The sequence below is a fragment of the Streptomyces umbrinus genome (assembly GCF_030817415.1).
GTDB lineage: Bacteria > Actinomycetota > Actinomycetes > Streptomycetales > Streptomycetaceae > Streptomyces > Streptomyces umbrinus_A.
The window spans coordinates 1,043,226-1,058,137 of record NZ_JAUSZI010000002.1 but is presented as its reverse complement, the minus strand read 5'-3'; the positions used below and the strand labels follow the sequence as shown (position 1 = coordinate 1,058,137).

Below are 14,912 nucleotides of genomic sequence, written 5' to 3'. Positions count from 1 at the left end.
GGCCGGATTGACGGATTGGCGTCCGGCCTCGCTGGGCAGGGAGCCATGGAATGTCATGAGCACGACTACCTTTCCCCCACAAGGAGGTCGACCATGCACGTCCGTAAGCCGACGATCGGACTCGCTGCCGTCCTGACGGTGACCTTTTCGCTGATGGGCGGCCAGGCCGTGGCCACCCCGTCCACGACCGCTCCCTCCGAGGTCGCGGACAGCGCCGTCGCCGCCCGTGTCGTCACCTACGACGCGAGCGGTTCCGCGGAGTTCAAGTCCGCCGTCGACCGCGGTGCGGCGATCTGGAACGAGAGTGTCGACGCCGTCGAACTGCGCCCGGTCGCGACCGGGCAACGCGCCAACATCCGGGTCCTGGCGGACAACGGCTGGCCCAGGGCCCTGCCCACCACACTGGGCAACGGAACCGTCTACATCGGACGCCAGGCCGTTGACCAGGGCTACAACACGGTCCGCATCTCGTCCCACGAACTGGGCCACATCCTCGGCCTGCCGGACCGCAAGCCCGGCCCGTGCTCAAGCCTGATGTCCGGCTCCACTGCCGGAATCGCGTGCACGAATCCCTACCCGGACACGGTGGAGAAGGCGGAGGTCGAGGACAACTTCAGCAGCGCGCTGGCCCGGACGGGCGGAGCGGCGCGCAGCGGTGTCGTGATCGTGGACTGACGCACGGCGCCGTGTGCGGGTGTGGGCGGAGGCCGGGACATCGTGGCGTCCGCCCACACCCGCACACGGCGACCGTCCGAGCGACCTCTGAGACCTCTCCGGCGTCAGCCCCGCCGACGCAGCTTGCTCAGGAACCCCTTGGCCTGGGCCCGTCGCCGCGGATCGGCGGAGGCGCGGCGTACCTGTTCGATGGTGCGCCGCCCCTGAGGGCTCCTGGCGAACCGTTTGATCTTCTCGATCATCCCGGGCACAACTCCTCCTAGGGCGAGGCCGGTGACACTGATGCCTGCACGCCCTGTATACCCCGTCATCGGGAAGTAAGCGCCTGACGGGCCCCGCGCACGGGATCAGTACCTGTCCGTCCCGTCTACTGCTCCGCCCGGGGAAAGCACTGTCGGACGTGTCCTCTAAGCTCCCGCGCATGAGCGAGGGGGACAGCGACAGACGCGTCATCGACGGCCGGTTCCGACTGGAGTCGCGGCTCGGCGGCGGTGGGATGGGAACGGTCTGGCGGGCCACGGACCTCGTGCTGCACCGGAATGTGGCCGTCAAAGAGGTGCGGCCGCCGGACGCGGGGCTGGCCGAGTACGACCCGGACGGCGCGCGGATGCTCCGGGAGCGGGTGCTCCGCGAGGCCAGGGCGCTGGCCAGGATCGACCACCCGAACGTCGTGACGATCCATCACATCGTCGACGGCGGCGAGGGCACCTATCCATGGATCGTCATGGAACTGGTCGGCGGCGGATCGCTGGCCGACCGCCTGGTCCGTGGACCCATGGACACGACCGAGACGGCCCGGCTCGGACGCGAGGTGCTGGCCGCACTGCGCGCCGCGCACGACGCGGGCATCCAGCACCGGGACGTCAAGCCCGCCAATGTGCTGCTGCGCCCCGACGGCCGCCCCGTGCTCACGGACTTCGGGATCGCGGCGATCCGCGAATCGACCGCACTGACCGCCACCGGTTCGATCATCGGCACGGCCGACTACATGGCGCCGGAGCGAGTCTCGGGCAACGACGGCGGAGCGGCATCGGACCTCTGGTCGTTGGCGATGATGTTGTACGCCGCCGTCGAGGGCCGGCACCCCCTGCGGCGGGGCACGACGCTGGCCACCCTCGCGGCCGTCCTCTACGAGGAGGTCCCGCCACCGGTGAAGGCAGGGCCTCTGGCGGACGTACTGATGCGTGTGCTGGTGCGGGATCCGGCAGCGCGGCCCGATGCCGAGACCCTCGACCGGATGCTGGCTTCCGTGGTCGAGGGCGGAGTGGCCGCCGCCGCGGCCGAGGGCACCACTTCCTACCGGCTGATGCCCCCGTCGGCCGCCCCACCGGCCCCGCCGTTTCCTTCCGGATCGGGCGAGTTCGGCCCACTGACCGGGTACCCGACACCGCAGGACGCGGTTCCCGGACTGCCCGCCACTCCTACGCCGTACCCGGTGGCCCCTGCCGGTGCGCCGTCGCCCGGCCGACCGTCCCGGCACAGGCACTGGTCCAGGGTCGTCCTGTCCGCCGCAGCGACAGCGCTCGTCGGCGTCCTAGTGTGGGCCCTGGTGCCGGACGGGGAGAAGTCCGACTCCTCGTCCTCCGGGGGTGCGGGGAGCGGGGCGAGAGCGACGCCGTCGAGCAGCAGTACCTCGACGACCGAATCGTCCGCCGACGCCTCGATGCCCACGCCCAGGCAGACGGCAAAGGGAAACACCACTGATCTGCTGACGCCCGACGGCATCCGCACCGCGATCAAGGCGTTCAAGAAGGAGACGGGCAGCGACCTGTTCGGCGATTTCAAGGTGTACCCCGAGCACATCTCCGCCTACGTGATGGTCAAGGGCAGCCGGACCCGGTACGACACGTACACCTACCGTGTCGACCGGGGTCTGGAGAAGGGAATCATCAAGGGCTCGCTGTCCGGCGGAGCCCAGGTGTTCAACCCGGACGAATTCGACTGGGACACGGTCCCCTCGCTGCTCGCCGAGGCCAGGAAGAAGCTGAACGTCGACAGTCCCACGAGCCGCTACCTGCTGGTCGAAGGGCCGAACGAACTGCGCGGCACCCCCGCCGACATGGCTGTGTACCTCAGCAACGAGTACAACGAGAGCGGCTATCTGGAGGCCGACATCCACGGCAAGGTGACCAAGGTGATGGCCGCCGACGGATGATCCCGGGCCGTCATCCCGTCGTACGCGTCACGCGATCTCAGCGAATGCGGTACTTCTCCCAGAAGGAGCCCAGATCCTTGTTCGTCACGGACTGCGCGGCCTTCTTGAAGTCGGCGGTGGTGGAGAGGCCGTACCAGTGGTCGCGGGCGTACCGCTTGAGGAGGCGTGCCATGGTGTCGGCTCCGAGGGTGTCCTCCAAGCGCGCCAGGGCGCAGGGGCCGGCCGTGTAGATCAGGTGGTATTCGTTTCGGTGCTCGGCCCAGTAGACCATCGAGTTGGTGAGCGCGGTGCTCTCGCTCGGCCAGTCGTCGGACCAGCAGTCGCTGGTGTCCCAGCCGTAGAAGCGTGCGTTGGCGTACTGGGCGAAGCTCTCGTCGAGCCAGGGTGCGCCGTATTCGTCGTTGCCCACGATGCCGTACCACCACTGGTGGGCCACCTCGTGGACGACGGCGCCGCCCTCTTCGGTGGTGCCGAGGAGGACCAGGCCGGGGTACTCCATGCCGCCGCCGAACTCCTTGGTCATCACGAGGTCGAGCTCGCCGTACGGATAGCGGCCGAACTCCTTACCGAACCGGTCGACGGCGGCGACGCCGTCCTGGCGGTTGAGGCGTACACCCGCGGCGGGTGTGTTCGGCGCCCAGTACGACTTCACGCGCACGCCCCCGGGCGAGGTCTCGCTCGCCGTGCGGAACGGGCCCGCCGCCCACGCGAAGTCCCGGACCCGGTGCGCGACGCTGTGCGTGACCGTGCGCCCGCGCGTGCCGGGGCTCGTCCAAGTGCGGCCGGTCGCCGGGACCTTGAGGGCCGCGGGGTGGTCGATGCGTGCCCGGAAGTCGCTCGCCAGGGCGTAGAAGCTCTCGCCGGTCGCCACGTACGGATCGAGGTGCCAGCCTTTCGCGTCGTTCACGGCGAGTACCGGCAGGGCGTTGCCCAGGAAGCGGAACGCGCCCTCACGGCCGAAGCGGGCGTTGCGCTCGGGCACGGTGATGGACACGTCGAAGGCGATGGCCGTCCGCTCACCGCGCGCGAGCGGCTTCGGCAGGGTGATGCGCAACGCCGTGCAGTTCACGGTGAGTTGTCCGGCGGTGCCGCCGCGCACCTTGGTCAGCCTGACGGGGGACGGCTTGCCGGGCGTGCCGCACTTGTCGTCTCCGTTGCCCCACAAGCGTACGTACACCTCGTGCAGGGGCCGTTCGGAGGCGTTGCGGAACGTCACCCGCTGGTGGCCCGTCCAGTGGGAGCCGTCGGCGTTGCCGCGCAGGGTCACGTCGTAGCGAAGGCGATCGGGTGTCGCGGTCTCGGACTTGCTCGCCTCGGACTCGGGTGCCGTGACGGCATCGGCCACGGTCGTGCCCGTCGCCACGAGCAACGCGACCAGGCCAACGAGCAGACGGCTAACGGTTCTTGACGGCCAGACAGGCAGCGACGACATGGCAGCGGATGATGCCACACCGGTCCGACATTCGCGCCCGCCGCCGCTACAACTGACAGATTCCGGCCGTCGGTTGCCGGGCGTGGAGTTCAGTGGCCGGCGCAACCGACGTTCAGCGCAGGCGTCGGACGTCCGGGCAGTCGACCTCAGGCGAACCGCCGTACGGATCGGTGACGGTCCTCGTGCCGGTGACCTTGCCGGAGAGGCACAGCTCACCGCCCAGCAGCCTCAGGTCGAGGGTGAACTCCACGCTCTTGCCGGAGCGTTGTGGGCCATGGATCCGCCCGTCGACGTAGCCGAGGCAGCGGAGGACATCCTTGACCTGTGCCGGTGTCGGGTCGGGCGTGTCCTCGAGGGCGTTCGCGATGCGGCGGGAGTGGACACGGGCATCGCATTTCTCCACGGGGCTCAACTCCATCTCCTTCCTGGCGTCATCAGGGTCTCTGGGCTCTACCGGGGGAGGCGGTTCCTCCGGCGGCAACGGCTCGGGCAGGGGGGTGAGGGGCGGCTCCGCGGGATCCGGTTCCTCCGGCGGTTCCGTGGGGGGCTCCTTGGTCGGCTCGTACTTCAAGCAGGGTTCGGTGATGGAGACGAGGAGTTCCATGAACGCCAGGAAGTCGGGGTCCGAGGACTCGGGGTCCGAGGAGTCGGTGGGGAAGACCGTGGCGGGGGCGGTCGCGGTCGAGCCGGCCTCGACCCGGTCGTCGGTTCCGGCGTTCGGGTCCTTGCCTGCCGCTCGTTCTGAACCGCAGGCGGTGAGAGTGAGGGCGAGCGCGCACAGCGCCGCGGGTATCGCGCCGCGGCGGATGCGTGAGGGCCGTAATACGCGGTGAATGCGATGATTTTCGCTGGAAAGTCGTCTCATGCTCGCAGTGTGTGCGCGGGCAGTGGACCGCACATGAGTACGGCTACTCAGAGCAAGTCACCAGTGCACGCCCGGACTTCACCCGGCGGCGCCACGGAGCACATGGACTGCCTGCCGTCCAGTCCTGGCGGCGGCGGGTCCGGAGTGTCATCGGAGAGGGCGGGCCCGCCTGGGCGGTGCGGACGCCGGCTGCGGGTATCGCCCGCCTCGGCCAGTCAGCACGTGCATGCGCCGGTCGCCGCCCACCTCGCCCGCAGCCACCGCGTCGGCAGCCAGGTGCTGCACACGCCGGCACCGTTCGGCGAGGTGCTGTTGAGCGGCCGTTGGTCCGCCGATGGGCCCTGACGTGAGAGTTTCGGGCTCCGCCGAAACTAGTGGTGTGTTCGGTATACCGACCGCCAAGCTGGGGGCGCCAACCGGGGCCTCGACCTGCCCCGGACGGGAGTTGACAGCGCCTGCACGCCTCACCCCTTGGTCTTGACCTCATCAACGAAGGAATGCCCCCACATGGCAGACGAGTTGGTCCTGCGCGCCCAGAGATTCGTCAACCAGGCCTACGGCGACAAGATCGGCATGACCGTCGAGGAGAACGGCCGCACGGGCTGGAGCACCATGTACTCCCTCACCAGGGCTCTCCAGTGGGAGCTGGGCATCAGCCCCGTGGCGGACAGCTTCGGCCCCACCACCCTGCGCGTCCTGACACAGAAGTTCCCCCGGCTCAACAGTGCCACCGTGCCGTCGGCCAACTTCTGCCGCATCATCCAGTCCGCGATGTACTGCAAGGGCTATGACGGCGGTGACATCGACGGTGTCTACAACGAGAACGTCCAGGCCGGCATCACCAAACTCAAGCAGGACATGGGGGTCGACGGTGTCCATCCCGGCTCCGACCTGACCCCGAAGGTGTTCAAGGGCCTGCTGAACATGGACCCGTACGTCCTCGTCAGTTACGGGGACAGGCCCGGTGACGAGGACATCCGCTCGATCCAGCGCTGGCTCAACGGGCGGTACACCCACCGGCAGGACTTCTTCGGCATCCCCTGCGACGGCCACCACTCCCGCGACGTCGCCAAGTCCATGCTGTTCGCCATCCAGTACGAACTGGGCATGGCCAACGGCTCCTTCGGCCCCGCGACCCAGGCGGGTCTCAGACAGCACACCCTCAGGGTCGGCAGCACAGGTGTCTGGGTGAACCTGTTCACGGCCGCCATGATCCTCAACCAGAGACCCCATATAGCGTTCGGCGGAACCTTCACGTCCGACCTGTCCTCGGCGGTCTTCGAGTTCCAGGACTTCGTGAGGATCTCCCCGAACGGGGACGGCGACTACCCCACCTGGGCATCCCTGCTGATCTCCTACGGCGACCAGTCCCGCTCCGGTGCCGCCTGCGACTGCATCACGACCATCACCCCGGCCCGCGCCCAGTCCCTGTTGTCCGCCGGGTACGTGTACGTCGGCCGCTATCTGTGCAACGTCCCGAACGGCCGGGACAAGATGATCAAGCCCGGTGAGCTGCAGACCATCGCGGCCAACGGCCTCAACTGCTTCCCGATCTACCAGACCTTCAGCGACGGGGCCGCGTACTTCAAATACAGCCAGGGCACCCGGGACGGCCTCGACGCGATCGACTGGGCCAAGTACCACGGCTTCAAGGACGGCACCCGCATCTACTTCGCCGTCGACTACGACGCGTTCGACCACGAGGTGACCTCCAACATCCTGCCGCACTTCAGGGGATCTTCCGGGCGGTGCAGGAGAACTCCCGCTACCGGGTCGGCATCTACGGGCCGCGCAATGTGTGCCGCAGGGTGCGCGAGGCCGGGTACACCGACGCGAGCTTCGTCTCCGACATGTCCAGCGGGTTCTCCGGGAACCTGGGTTTCCCCATGCCGGGGGACTGGGCGTTCGACCAGATCGCCACCGTGACCGTGGGAACCGGTGCCGGAGCCATCGAGATCGACAAGAACATCGCCTCCGGACGAGACGTCGGGCAGAGCAGCTTCGACCCCGGCGCGGACACCGCGGGACTGGATGTCGACTTCAACGCGACGTACCGGGCCGCCATGCTCCAGGAGGTGCGCTCGTACCTGGAGTCCATCGGCGTCCCCGAGACGGGTGGCGACGGCTGGACCGACACGGACTGGGCGACGCTGGGAGGCATCTCCAACACCAACGCGTTCGACCTGGTCCTCTCCGCGGACTGGCTGTTCACCTCGCTGGCCCGGCAACTCAGGGTGCGCAAAGCCCTGATCCAGGCTCCGGTGCTGTGGGAACTGCGCAAATTCAACCCACTGGACGTCGTCGCCGACACGGCGGTCAAGACCGGCGTGGACGACGACTGCAGCACCGGCTGGGCCCAGATCTTCGCCTGGGTGGCCATCGACGCGAGGAACCACTGCGTCGAGCAGGGCATCATCAACGGCTCGATCCTGGACGACCCCAGGGACAAGCCGTCGGTGTGGACCCAGCTGAACGAGGACCCGATCTACAACATCAAGTCGGCGGCCTACCTGACGATCTTCAACGCCCACCCAGATCAACCTGCCGCGGCCGGGGCTGAACACGAGTGAGGGTGACTCCGAGAGAATCCTCAGCCGTTACAACGGTCCCCCCGTGACGAACGACGGGAAACCGAACCTTCCCGCCCTGCAGTACGGCCGTGAACTCATCGGCCTGTACCGGGTGTTGGAGAAGTACTACCGGCTCTCCCGCAATGGCTGACGTGAAGGGGACGAACAGCGTGACAACCGGCATGACAGGCATGACGCGACGCGATGTCGTCAGGCACACCGCGGTCCTCGGCACCGTCACCCTGGTGGGCGGTGGCTCCGTGCTGGCCCTGCCCGCCGGGGCGGCGGCCGCCGGGAGACCCGGGCCCGACGACGCCCCCGAGCGGCCGACATCGCCCAACGGCTGGGAGCTGGAGGAGAAGGCCAACGACGTCTCCACGGTGTGGACCCGGCCCGTACCGGGCACGGGCATCGGCGTGGACGTACGCATCGGAGACGTGGAGACGGTCCTCGTGCACGTTGTCCGGCGCTTCCACTACGAGATCGACGAACTCCGCAAGGGAGACCTGGCCGGCTGGCGCGCACCGGCCCGGGTGAACCTGAAGCGGGCGGAGGGCAATCGGGCGTCCGGCACCGCCGTCGCGATCCGGCCCGGCTCCTACCCGCCCGGAGCCAGGGGAGGGTTCTTCCCGCCCCAGCTCATGGTGATCCGCGACATCCTCGCCGAGTGCGACGGTGTCGTGCGGTGGGGCGGGGACGACGACCGCCCGTACGAGGCGCTGTTCTCCATCGACGTACCGCCCGGTGACCAGCGGCTGGCGGACCTCGTGGCCAAGCTGCGGAGCTGGGCCGACGAGCCCGGAGCCGGCCCGGGCACCCAGGTGGACGTGGCCGACACCAAGCGGCGCGGAGCCGCCACCACGCTGGAGCGGCGACAGAGAAAGACCGCCTGACACCGAACGTCCGGCACCGCCAGGTGGCCGTGGATCCGTGTGATCCACGGCCACCTGCCGTACGCCCCCTGGCGGCGCCGACGGCAGGACCCGTGCACTCAGTCATCTAGAATGACGGCCAACGCGCTTCTATGCGCGGGGAGTTGAGTTCAACGCCAGGGAGAACATCCATGGGCGCCACAGAGACCGTAGGCACACCTGAGGCGGGCTCCGGGCTGGACGCCCGGACCGCGGGGCCGACGGTGCCACGTCTGGTGCTGGGGGCACGACTGCGTCGGCTGCGGGAGGAGCTGCACTTCTCCCGTGAGGAGGCGGGCGAGGCCATCCGCGCCTCCCAGTCCAAGATCAGCAGAATGGAGTGGGGCCGGCACGGGTTCAAGATGCGTGACGTGTCCGACCTGCTCACGCTCTACGGAGTCACGGACGAGGCCGAGCGCGCCACCTTGCTGGCTCTGGCGCAACAGGCCAACACCCCCGGCTGGTGGCAGCCTTACAACGACGTGGTGCCCGCCTGGATGCAGGCCTACCTCGGGGCCGAACAGGCGGCGAGCCTCATCCGCTGCTTCCAGCCCCAGGTCGTGCCCGACCTGCTGCAGATTCCCGAGTACGCTCGCGCCGCCGTCCGGCTCACCTGCCCGGAGGCTTCCGCGGAGGAGATCGACCGGCGGGTCACTCTGCGCATGCAACGCCGGCAGATCCTGCACCGTCAGCGAGCGGCTCAGTACTGGGCCGTGATCGACGAGGCGGCGCTGCGCCGCCCGGTGGGCGGCACCGGCACGATGCGCGCCCAGCTCCAGCACCTCATCGAGATCTGCCAACTCCCGCAGATCACCGTACAGATCGTGCCGTTCCTCGCCGGTGGTCACGCCGCGGCCGGTGGTCCGGTCACCATCGTGCGGCTGCCCGGCGGTCTGTTGCCCGACATGGTGTACCTGGAGCAGCTCGCCAGTGCCGTCTATCCCGACAAGCCGAGCGAGATCGAGTACTACTGGGGTGTCATGAACCGCGTGGTCGTCCAGGCCGATTCGCCGGACGCGACGTGCACGATCCTCCATCGCATCCTTCAGGAGACCTGACCCGAACGGATCAGGACTCGCGGTGGTCGATGGAGTGAGGACCGGTCGTCGCGCCCGGCGGGCGTCGCGGCGGCGTACACCAAGTGGGCCGCCCGTCGGGGGACTTCAGCGCTTGAGGGCGACGCCTCCGTACTGATGCACTTCCGCCGGGAGGCCCCAGGCCTCGGTGTCGGGACGCCAGCGGGAGCAAGAGGCCACGCCCGGTTCGAGCAGTTCCAGGCCGTCGAAGTAGCGCTCGATCTGCTCGGGGCTGCGAAGGATGTACGGGATCGAGCCGCCCTCGTTGTACTGGCGGATGGCATCGACATAGGCATCGCTGGTGTCGGTGCTGTCGTACTGCACGAGGAAGCTGCCGGCCGGCAGACCGTCCACCAACTGCCGCACGATCGAACGTGCTTCGTCGTGGTCCTCGATGTGGCCGAGGATGCCCATCAGCATGAGGGCGACAGGCTGGTCGAAGTCCAGTGTCCTCGCCGCTTCCCGCAGGATCGTGCTCGGGTCCCGCAGATCGGCGTCGACGTAGTTGGTGACCCCCACCGAGCTGCTGACCAGCAGTGCGCGGGCATGTGCGAGCACCAAGGGGTCGTTGTCGACGTAGACGATCCGGCATTCCGGGGCCACCCGCTGGGCGATCTCATGGGTGTTGTCCACGTTCGGCAGCCCGGTGCCGATGTCCAGGAACTGCCGGATTCCCTCCTCGGCGGCGAGATGACGGACGGCGCGGGCGAGAAAATAGCGGGCGGCGCGGGCTCCGGTCTCGATCCCCGGGAAAATGTCACGGAACGCGTCACCGGCTATGCGGTCGACTTCGTAGTTGTCCTTGCCGCCCAGCCAGTAGTTCCAGATCCGGGCCGATTGCGGCACGGTGGTGTCGATCTTGGAGAGTGCCTCCTGGTCGGAGTTCTCTCGTGCATCAGTCATGAACACTCCTGTGTGTACGTATGTGTGTACGCAGTGCGAGAACCGCGAAACTGTCGAGCACCAGTCGTGGAGAGCCACGTTATTCCCCGGGTTTGGATCATGTAAATCCACAAGCTCAACCTGTCCGTGCCTCGCTGGCCAATGGCTTGTTTGTGTTCTCCGGACGGGCCGTGGTCCGACATCCGTGCCGTCACTTCACAGAACGCGCACATAAGTTCATGGGCCCTTTAGGTTTCAAGCGTTACGCTCACCGGCAGTCGAGTGGCCGATGTCGGCGCCCCACCCGCCGCGGCCCTCGCCCCCCAGAGGCACAGGAGATTCGGCGTGCGTGACGGCGACGTAGTGGTGATAGGCGGCGGCTATGCGGGCGTCCGGCTGGCGAAACGGCTGGACGGGACGGCGCGGGTCACGCTGGTCGATCGCAAAGAGGTCTTCTTCCACCGCATCGCCTCCCTGCGCGCCGGAGTACGTCCGGAATGGACGATGGCCCCGTTCATCCCGTACGACCGGCTGCTCGGCAACGGCCGGGTGGCCGTGGGGAAGGCGGTCCGCGTCGACACCGCCGAGCGAGAGGTGGTGCTGGCCACCGGAGAGCGCCTCCCGTACGACGTGGTGGTGATCGCCACCGGCGCCGACTATCCCGAACCGGCCCGTTTCTCCGGCACCACCGCCGAGGAGGCGGCCAAGTCGTTCGCCGGACACCAGCAGAGCGTGGCCACCGCGGATCATGTACTGGTTGTCGGCGGTGGCCCTTCCGGCGTCGAGCTGGCCGCCGAGATCCGTCTGGCCCGGCCGGGCGCCCGGGTCACGCTCGCCCACTCCGGCCAGGCCCTGCTCCACTCCACGGGCAGCGAGCGGGCCGGACGCAAGGCCCGCGCCTGGCTGGAGTCCCACGACGTGGAGGTGCGGCTCGACTCGTTCATGTCCCCGGGCCACGACTTCGGTACGTACCGCGACGCGCGCGGGAACGTGGTGGAGGCCGACCGCTCCTTCTGGGCGACGGGCACCACCCCCAACACGCTCTGGCTGCGCCTGGGTGGACACGGCGACTGGCTGAACGCGAGCGGGCATGTGAAGGTCGACCGGATGCTCCGGGCCGAGGGCCGACTGGATGTATTCGCGGTCGGCGACGTGAACGACGCGAGCGAGCTCAAGATCACCCCCGCAGCGCTCGCCCAGGCGGACCTCGCCGCCCACAACATCCGCGCCTACCTGGGCAGTTCGGGCAAACACCGCACTCAGTCCCGCTCGTACCGGCCCATCCACCGCACCCCGCTCATCGTGCCGTTCGGCCAGGCGGACGGGGTGACCATGCTGCCCGTACTGGGCGGCGAGACCGCTGTACTCGGCGGCCGGACCACCACCCTGGCCAAGGCAAAGACCCTGATGACCCCCTACATGAGGCGCCAACTGGGGTACACCGCGGCCTGACACGCGAAGCGCGACTTTCCCGTACACGAACGACGACGCCACCCGGTGGCACCCGTCGTTCGCCCACGTTTGCCCTCTGGGGTAAGGTCCCCACGTTTCCAACTACCGACTGAAGGCGAGCCGGTACGGGGAGTGCGGAAGGGGCGGCAAGACGATGGAATCCCAGTTGGGCGACGGCGGATCCGTGGATCTGGACGACACACCGTTGGAGGCGATGACTCCCGAACCGCTCCTCACCCGGGACTACGAGACACGCCCCTCACTGGTGTACGAACGGCTGAGGCAGCGTCACGGCCCGGTCGCGCCGGTCGATCTCCTGGGCGTACCCGCCTGGTTGGTCCTCGGCTACCGGGAGTCGCTCGAGGTACTCCAGGACGACGACGGTTGGCCGAAGGGCCTGGAGAACTGGCGGGCCCGTTCGGAGGGCCGCGTCCCCGCCGACTGGCCACTCGGGCCGTCCCTCGAGGTCAACCACGTACTGATCCAGGGCGGTCCCGGATACCCGCGGTTGCGTACGGCGTGGGACACGGCTCTCAGGCCGTTCCAGGACCCGCGCCATCCCCAGGCGAAGAAGCTCAAGACGGCCGTCACCGCCTACGCCGACGAACTGATCACCCTGGTGGGCCAGGCAGGCGGAACGGGCCTCGCGGACCTGTCCGCCCAGTTCTCCCGGCCCCTGCCGCTGATGGTGGCAAGTCACCTGCTCGGCTTCCCCGGTTCACAGGGCGACGACGCGCTGATGGACATGTGGCGGGTCCTGGACGCGGGTCCGGACGCGGAGCCCGCCCTGGAGCGCCTGTTGGCGACGCTGGCCGAACTGGCGGCGATGAAGCTGAAGACGCCGGGGGACGACTTCCCCTCGCATCTGCTGGCCGCACACCCCGACCTCTCGCTCGACGAGCTGGCCCGTGAGCTGTTCATGCTGCTGGGCATGACGTCCGACCACGTCGGCATCCTCATCTCCAACACGGTGGTCGAGGTCCTCTCGGGCGACGGCGGCGCGCGTGCCAGCCTGTCCGCCGGGATGGTCAGGGAGACCATGAACCGGGTGGTCATGCGCAAGCCGCCGCTGGTGAACTTCGTGCCGCGCTTCGCCACCAAGGACACCCCGCTCGGGAAGTACACGATCCGCGCGGGCGACCCGGTCTGGGTCTCCGCGGCGGCGGCGCATGCCGACCCGCTCTTCGCCGACAGCGCGGCGAAGAGCACCACCGTCAGCACCCGGGCGCACCTGTCCTGGGGTGCGGGCCGTCGTCAGTGCCCGGCGCGCGAACTCGCGTCCACGGTCGCGGCGGTCGGCGTGAGCCGCCTGTTCGAGCGGTTCTCCCACCTCGACCTCGCACTCCCCGTCGACCAACTGCCGTGGCGCTCCTCGCCCTTCATGCGGGGCCTGCGCTCGCTGCCCGTACGGTACGAACTCGCCTCGGTGCCCGATCAGCCGCCGGCGCACGACCCGGCGGTGGAACCGGCCGAGACGGAGCTGCCGGACCCGTCCGCCCGACAGCGCTCGTCACTGTGGCGCTATCTGACGAGCCTGATCCGCACCGGCCGCTGACGCAGGAAGGCGCGTGCGGGACCTTGGGTGAGGCCGGAACGCGCGTGACGGCCTCACCCAAGGTCCCGCACCACGCGCCCCATTCTGTCCAGTGCCTGGCGCAGGATGGCCGGTGAGGTGGCGAAGTTGAGGCGCGCACATCCCGCGCCGCCGGTGCCGAAGACGTGGCCGGAGCTGAGGGCGACGCGGGCTTCGTCGAGGAACATCCGCGCCGGTCCGGCGAGGTCGGCCACGACGCCCGGGCCGTTGGCCCGGTGTTCGTCGTGCAGCCCCAGCCGTGTGCAGTCCAGCCACGCCAAGTAGGTGCCCTGGGGCGGGAGGTACCGGATGCCGGGGAGGTGTTCCTCGATGAGCCGCCCCAGCAGGGTCCGGTTCGCATCGAGCCCGCCCAGCAGTTCGTCGAGCCAGTCCCCGCCCTCCCGGAGCGCGGCCGTGTGGGCGAGGATCCCCAGGTGGCTGGGCCCGTGACCGACCTCCTCGGGCATCCGGCGGAGGTCGGCGGCAGCCTCCTCGCCCGCGATCGCCAGGGCGGCTTTGAGTCCGGCGAGGTTCCACGCCTTGGAGGCGGACATCAGAGCGAAGCCGTTCTCGGAGCCGGGCACGCTGAGGAAGGGCGTGAACGTGGCGCCCGGCAGTACGAGCGGGGCGTGGATCTCGTCGGAGACCACGCGGACGCCGTGTCGGCGGGCGAGCGCCGCGATGGCTTCCAGTTCCTGGCGGGTGTGCACGACACCGCTCGGATTGTGCGGGTTGCACAGCAGGAACGCCGGACATCGGCCGTGCCGCCGCGCCCGTACGAAGGCGTCCTCCAGGGCCTCGAGGTCGATACGCAGGTCGGGGCCCAGGGGAGCCTCGATCACCTCGCGGGCGTCGTGGCCGACGAAGGCGTAGAACGGCGGGTAGACGGGCGAGCACACGACGACGGCGTCGCCGGGGTCGGTGATGAGACGCAGAACCTCGACGATGCCCAGCATGACGTCGGGCACGATGGTCGTGTTCTCGACGCGAAATCCGCCCCACTGCCAGCGGTCGGCTGCGAAGGCGGCCAGGGCCTCGGCATAGGCGGTTCCGTGGGGGTACCCGGTGTCGCCCAGGCCGATGGCCCTGTGCAGCGCGTCGGCGACGCAGGGAGCCAGCGGGACATCCATCTCCGCCACCCACAGGGGCAGTACGTCCTCGGGATGAGCGCGCCACTTCATGCTGGTACGCCTTCGCAACTGCTGCAGGGACACCTGCACAAGGGGATCGGTCCGTCCGCTCTCGGCGTCCTCGGACACTGCCTGCTTCGTGGTCTCGGTCACGCGATCCTCCAACGTCCGGGCGATGCGGGCCTGTAGGT

At 68.9% G+C, this 14,912-nt stretch carries 12 protein-coding genes and 1 pseudogene; 8 read left to right on the top strand and 5 right to left on the bottom strand.

All coding sequences use genetic code 11. The features are described from left to right. The first annotated feature begins 93 nt into the window (after nt 1-93). Complete coding sequence (locus QF035_RS05420; protein WP_307518587.1) at nt 94-675, top strand: snapalysin family zinc-dependent metalloprotease; 582 nt, start codon at nt 94-96, stop codon at nt 673-675. A gap of 104 nt (nt 676-779) precedes the next feature. Here QF035_RS05420 and QF035_RS05415 read toward each other — a convergent pair whose 3' ends face one another. Next, nucleotides 780-917 carry a hypothetical protein gene (locus QF035_RS05415; protein ID WP_169801986.1) on the bottom strand — a complete coding sequence of 46 codons (138 nt, stop codon included), beginning with the start codon at nt 915-917 and terminating at the stop codon, nt 780-782. A 179-nt stretch (nt 918-1,096) separates the two neighbouring features. Here QF035_RS05415 and QF035_RS05410 point away from each other — a divergent pair, with 179 nt between their 5' ends. Then, nucleotides 1,097-2,830, top strand: a complete 1,734-nt coding sequence (locus QF035_RS05410) for a serine/threonine-protein kinase (protein WP_307518585.1) — start codon at nt 1,097-1,099, stop codon at nt 2,828-2,830. A 37-nt stretch (nt 2,831-2,867) separates the two neighbouring features. Here QF035_RS05410 and QF035_RS05405 read toward each other — a convergent pair whose 3' ends face one another. After that, on the bottom strand, nt 2,868-4,262 hold the full coding sequence (locus QF035_RS05405) for a M1 family metallopeptidase (RefSeq protein ID WP_307518583.1): 1,395 nt from the start codon (nt 4,260-4,262) through the stop codon (nt 2,868-2,870). Nucleotides 4,263-4,374: 112 nt separating this feature from the next. Continuing rightward, the gene (locus QF035_RS05400; RefSeq protein WP_307518581.1) at nt 4,375-5,127 is read right to left on the bottom strand and encodes a hypothetical protein; all 753 of its coding nucleotides are present in this window, start codon (nt 5,125-5,127) and stop codon (nt 4,375-4,377) included. Nucleotides 5,128-5,349: 222 nt separating this feature from the next. Here QF035_RS05400 and QF035_RS05395 point away from each other — a divergent pair, with 222 nt between their 5' ends. The 4 genes and pseudogenes from QF035_RS05395 (at nt 5,350) to QF035_RS05375 (ending at nt 9,666) form a co-directional block, all read left to right on the top strand. Further along, entirely contained in the window at nt 5,350-5,472 is a 123-nt protein-coding gene (locus QF035_RS05395; protein ID WP_307518579.1) for a hypothetical protein, read from the top strand. 162 nt (nt 5,473-5,634) lie between these two features. Continuing rightward, nucleotides 5,635-7,848 (top strand): annotated as a pseudogene (locus QF035_RS55660) (glycoside hydrolase domain-containing protein). Nucleotides 7,849-7,879: 31 nt separating this feature from the next. Continuing rightward, complete coding sequence (locus tag QF035_RS05380; RefSeq protein WP_307530900.1) at nt 7,880-8,590, top strand: hypothetical protein; 711 nt, start codon at nt 7,880-7,882, stop codon at nt 8,588-8,590. A 170-nt stretch (nt 8,591-8,760) separates the two neighbouring features. Further along, on the top strand, nt 8,761-9,666 hold the full coding sequence (locus QF035_RS05375; protein ID WP_307518575.1) for a helix-turn-helix domain-containing protein: 906 nt from the start codon (nt 8,761-8,763) through the stop codon (nt 9,664-9,666). Between the two features lie 105 nt (nt 9,667-9,771). Here QF035_RS05375 and QF035_RS05370 read toward each other — a convergent pair whose 3' ends face one another. Further along, nucleotides 9,772-10,587: an SAM-dependent methyltransferase gene (locus QF035_RS05370; RefSeq protein WP_307518574.1), complete on the bottom strand. Its 816-nt coding sequence runs from the start codon at nt 10,585-10,587 to the stop codon at nt 9,772-9,774. Nucleotides 10,588-10,911: 324 nt separating this feature from the next. Between QF035_RS05370 and QF035_RS05365 the strand changes: the two genes are divergently transcribed. Then, nucleotides 10,912-12,018: an NAD(P)/FAD-dependent oxidoreductase gene (locus QF035_RS05365; RefSeq protein ID WP_307518572.1), complete on the top strand. Its 1,107-nt coding sequence runs from the start codon at nt 10,912-10,914 to the stop codon at nt 12,016-12,018. Nucleotides 12,019-12,172: 154 nt separating this feature from the next. Beyond that, complete coding sequence (locus QF035_RS05360; RefSeq protein ID WP_307518570.1) at nt 12,173-13,573, top strand: cytochrome P450; 1,401 nt, start codon at nt 12,173-12,175, stop codon at nt 13,571-13,573. Nucleotides 13,574-13,626: 53 nt separating this feature from the next. Here the strand turns inward: QF035_RS05360 and QF035_RS05355 are convergent, their stop codons facing one another. Then, a complete protein-coding gene (locus QF035_RS05355; RefSeq protein WP_307518568.1) occupies nt 13,627-14,874 on the bottom strand; it encodes a MalY/PatB family protein in 1,248 nt (415 codons plus the stop codon). Between the last annotated feature and the right edge of the window lie 38 nt (nt 14,875-14,912).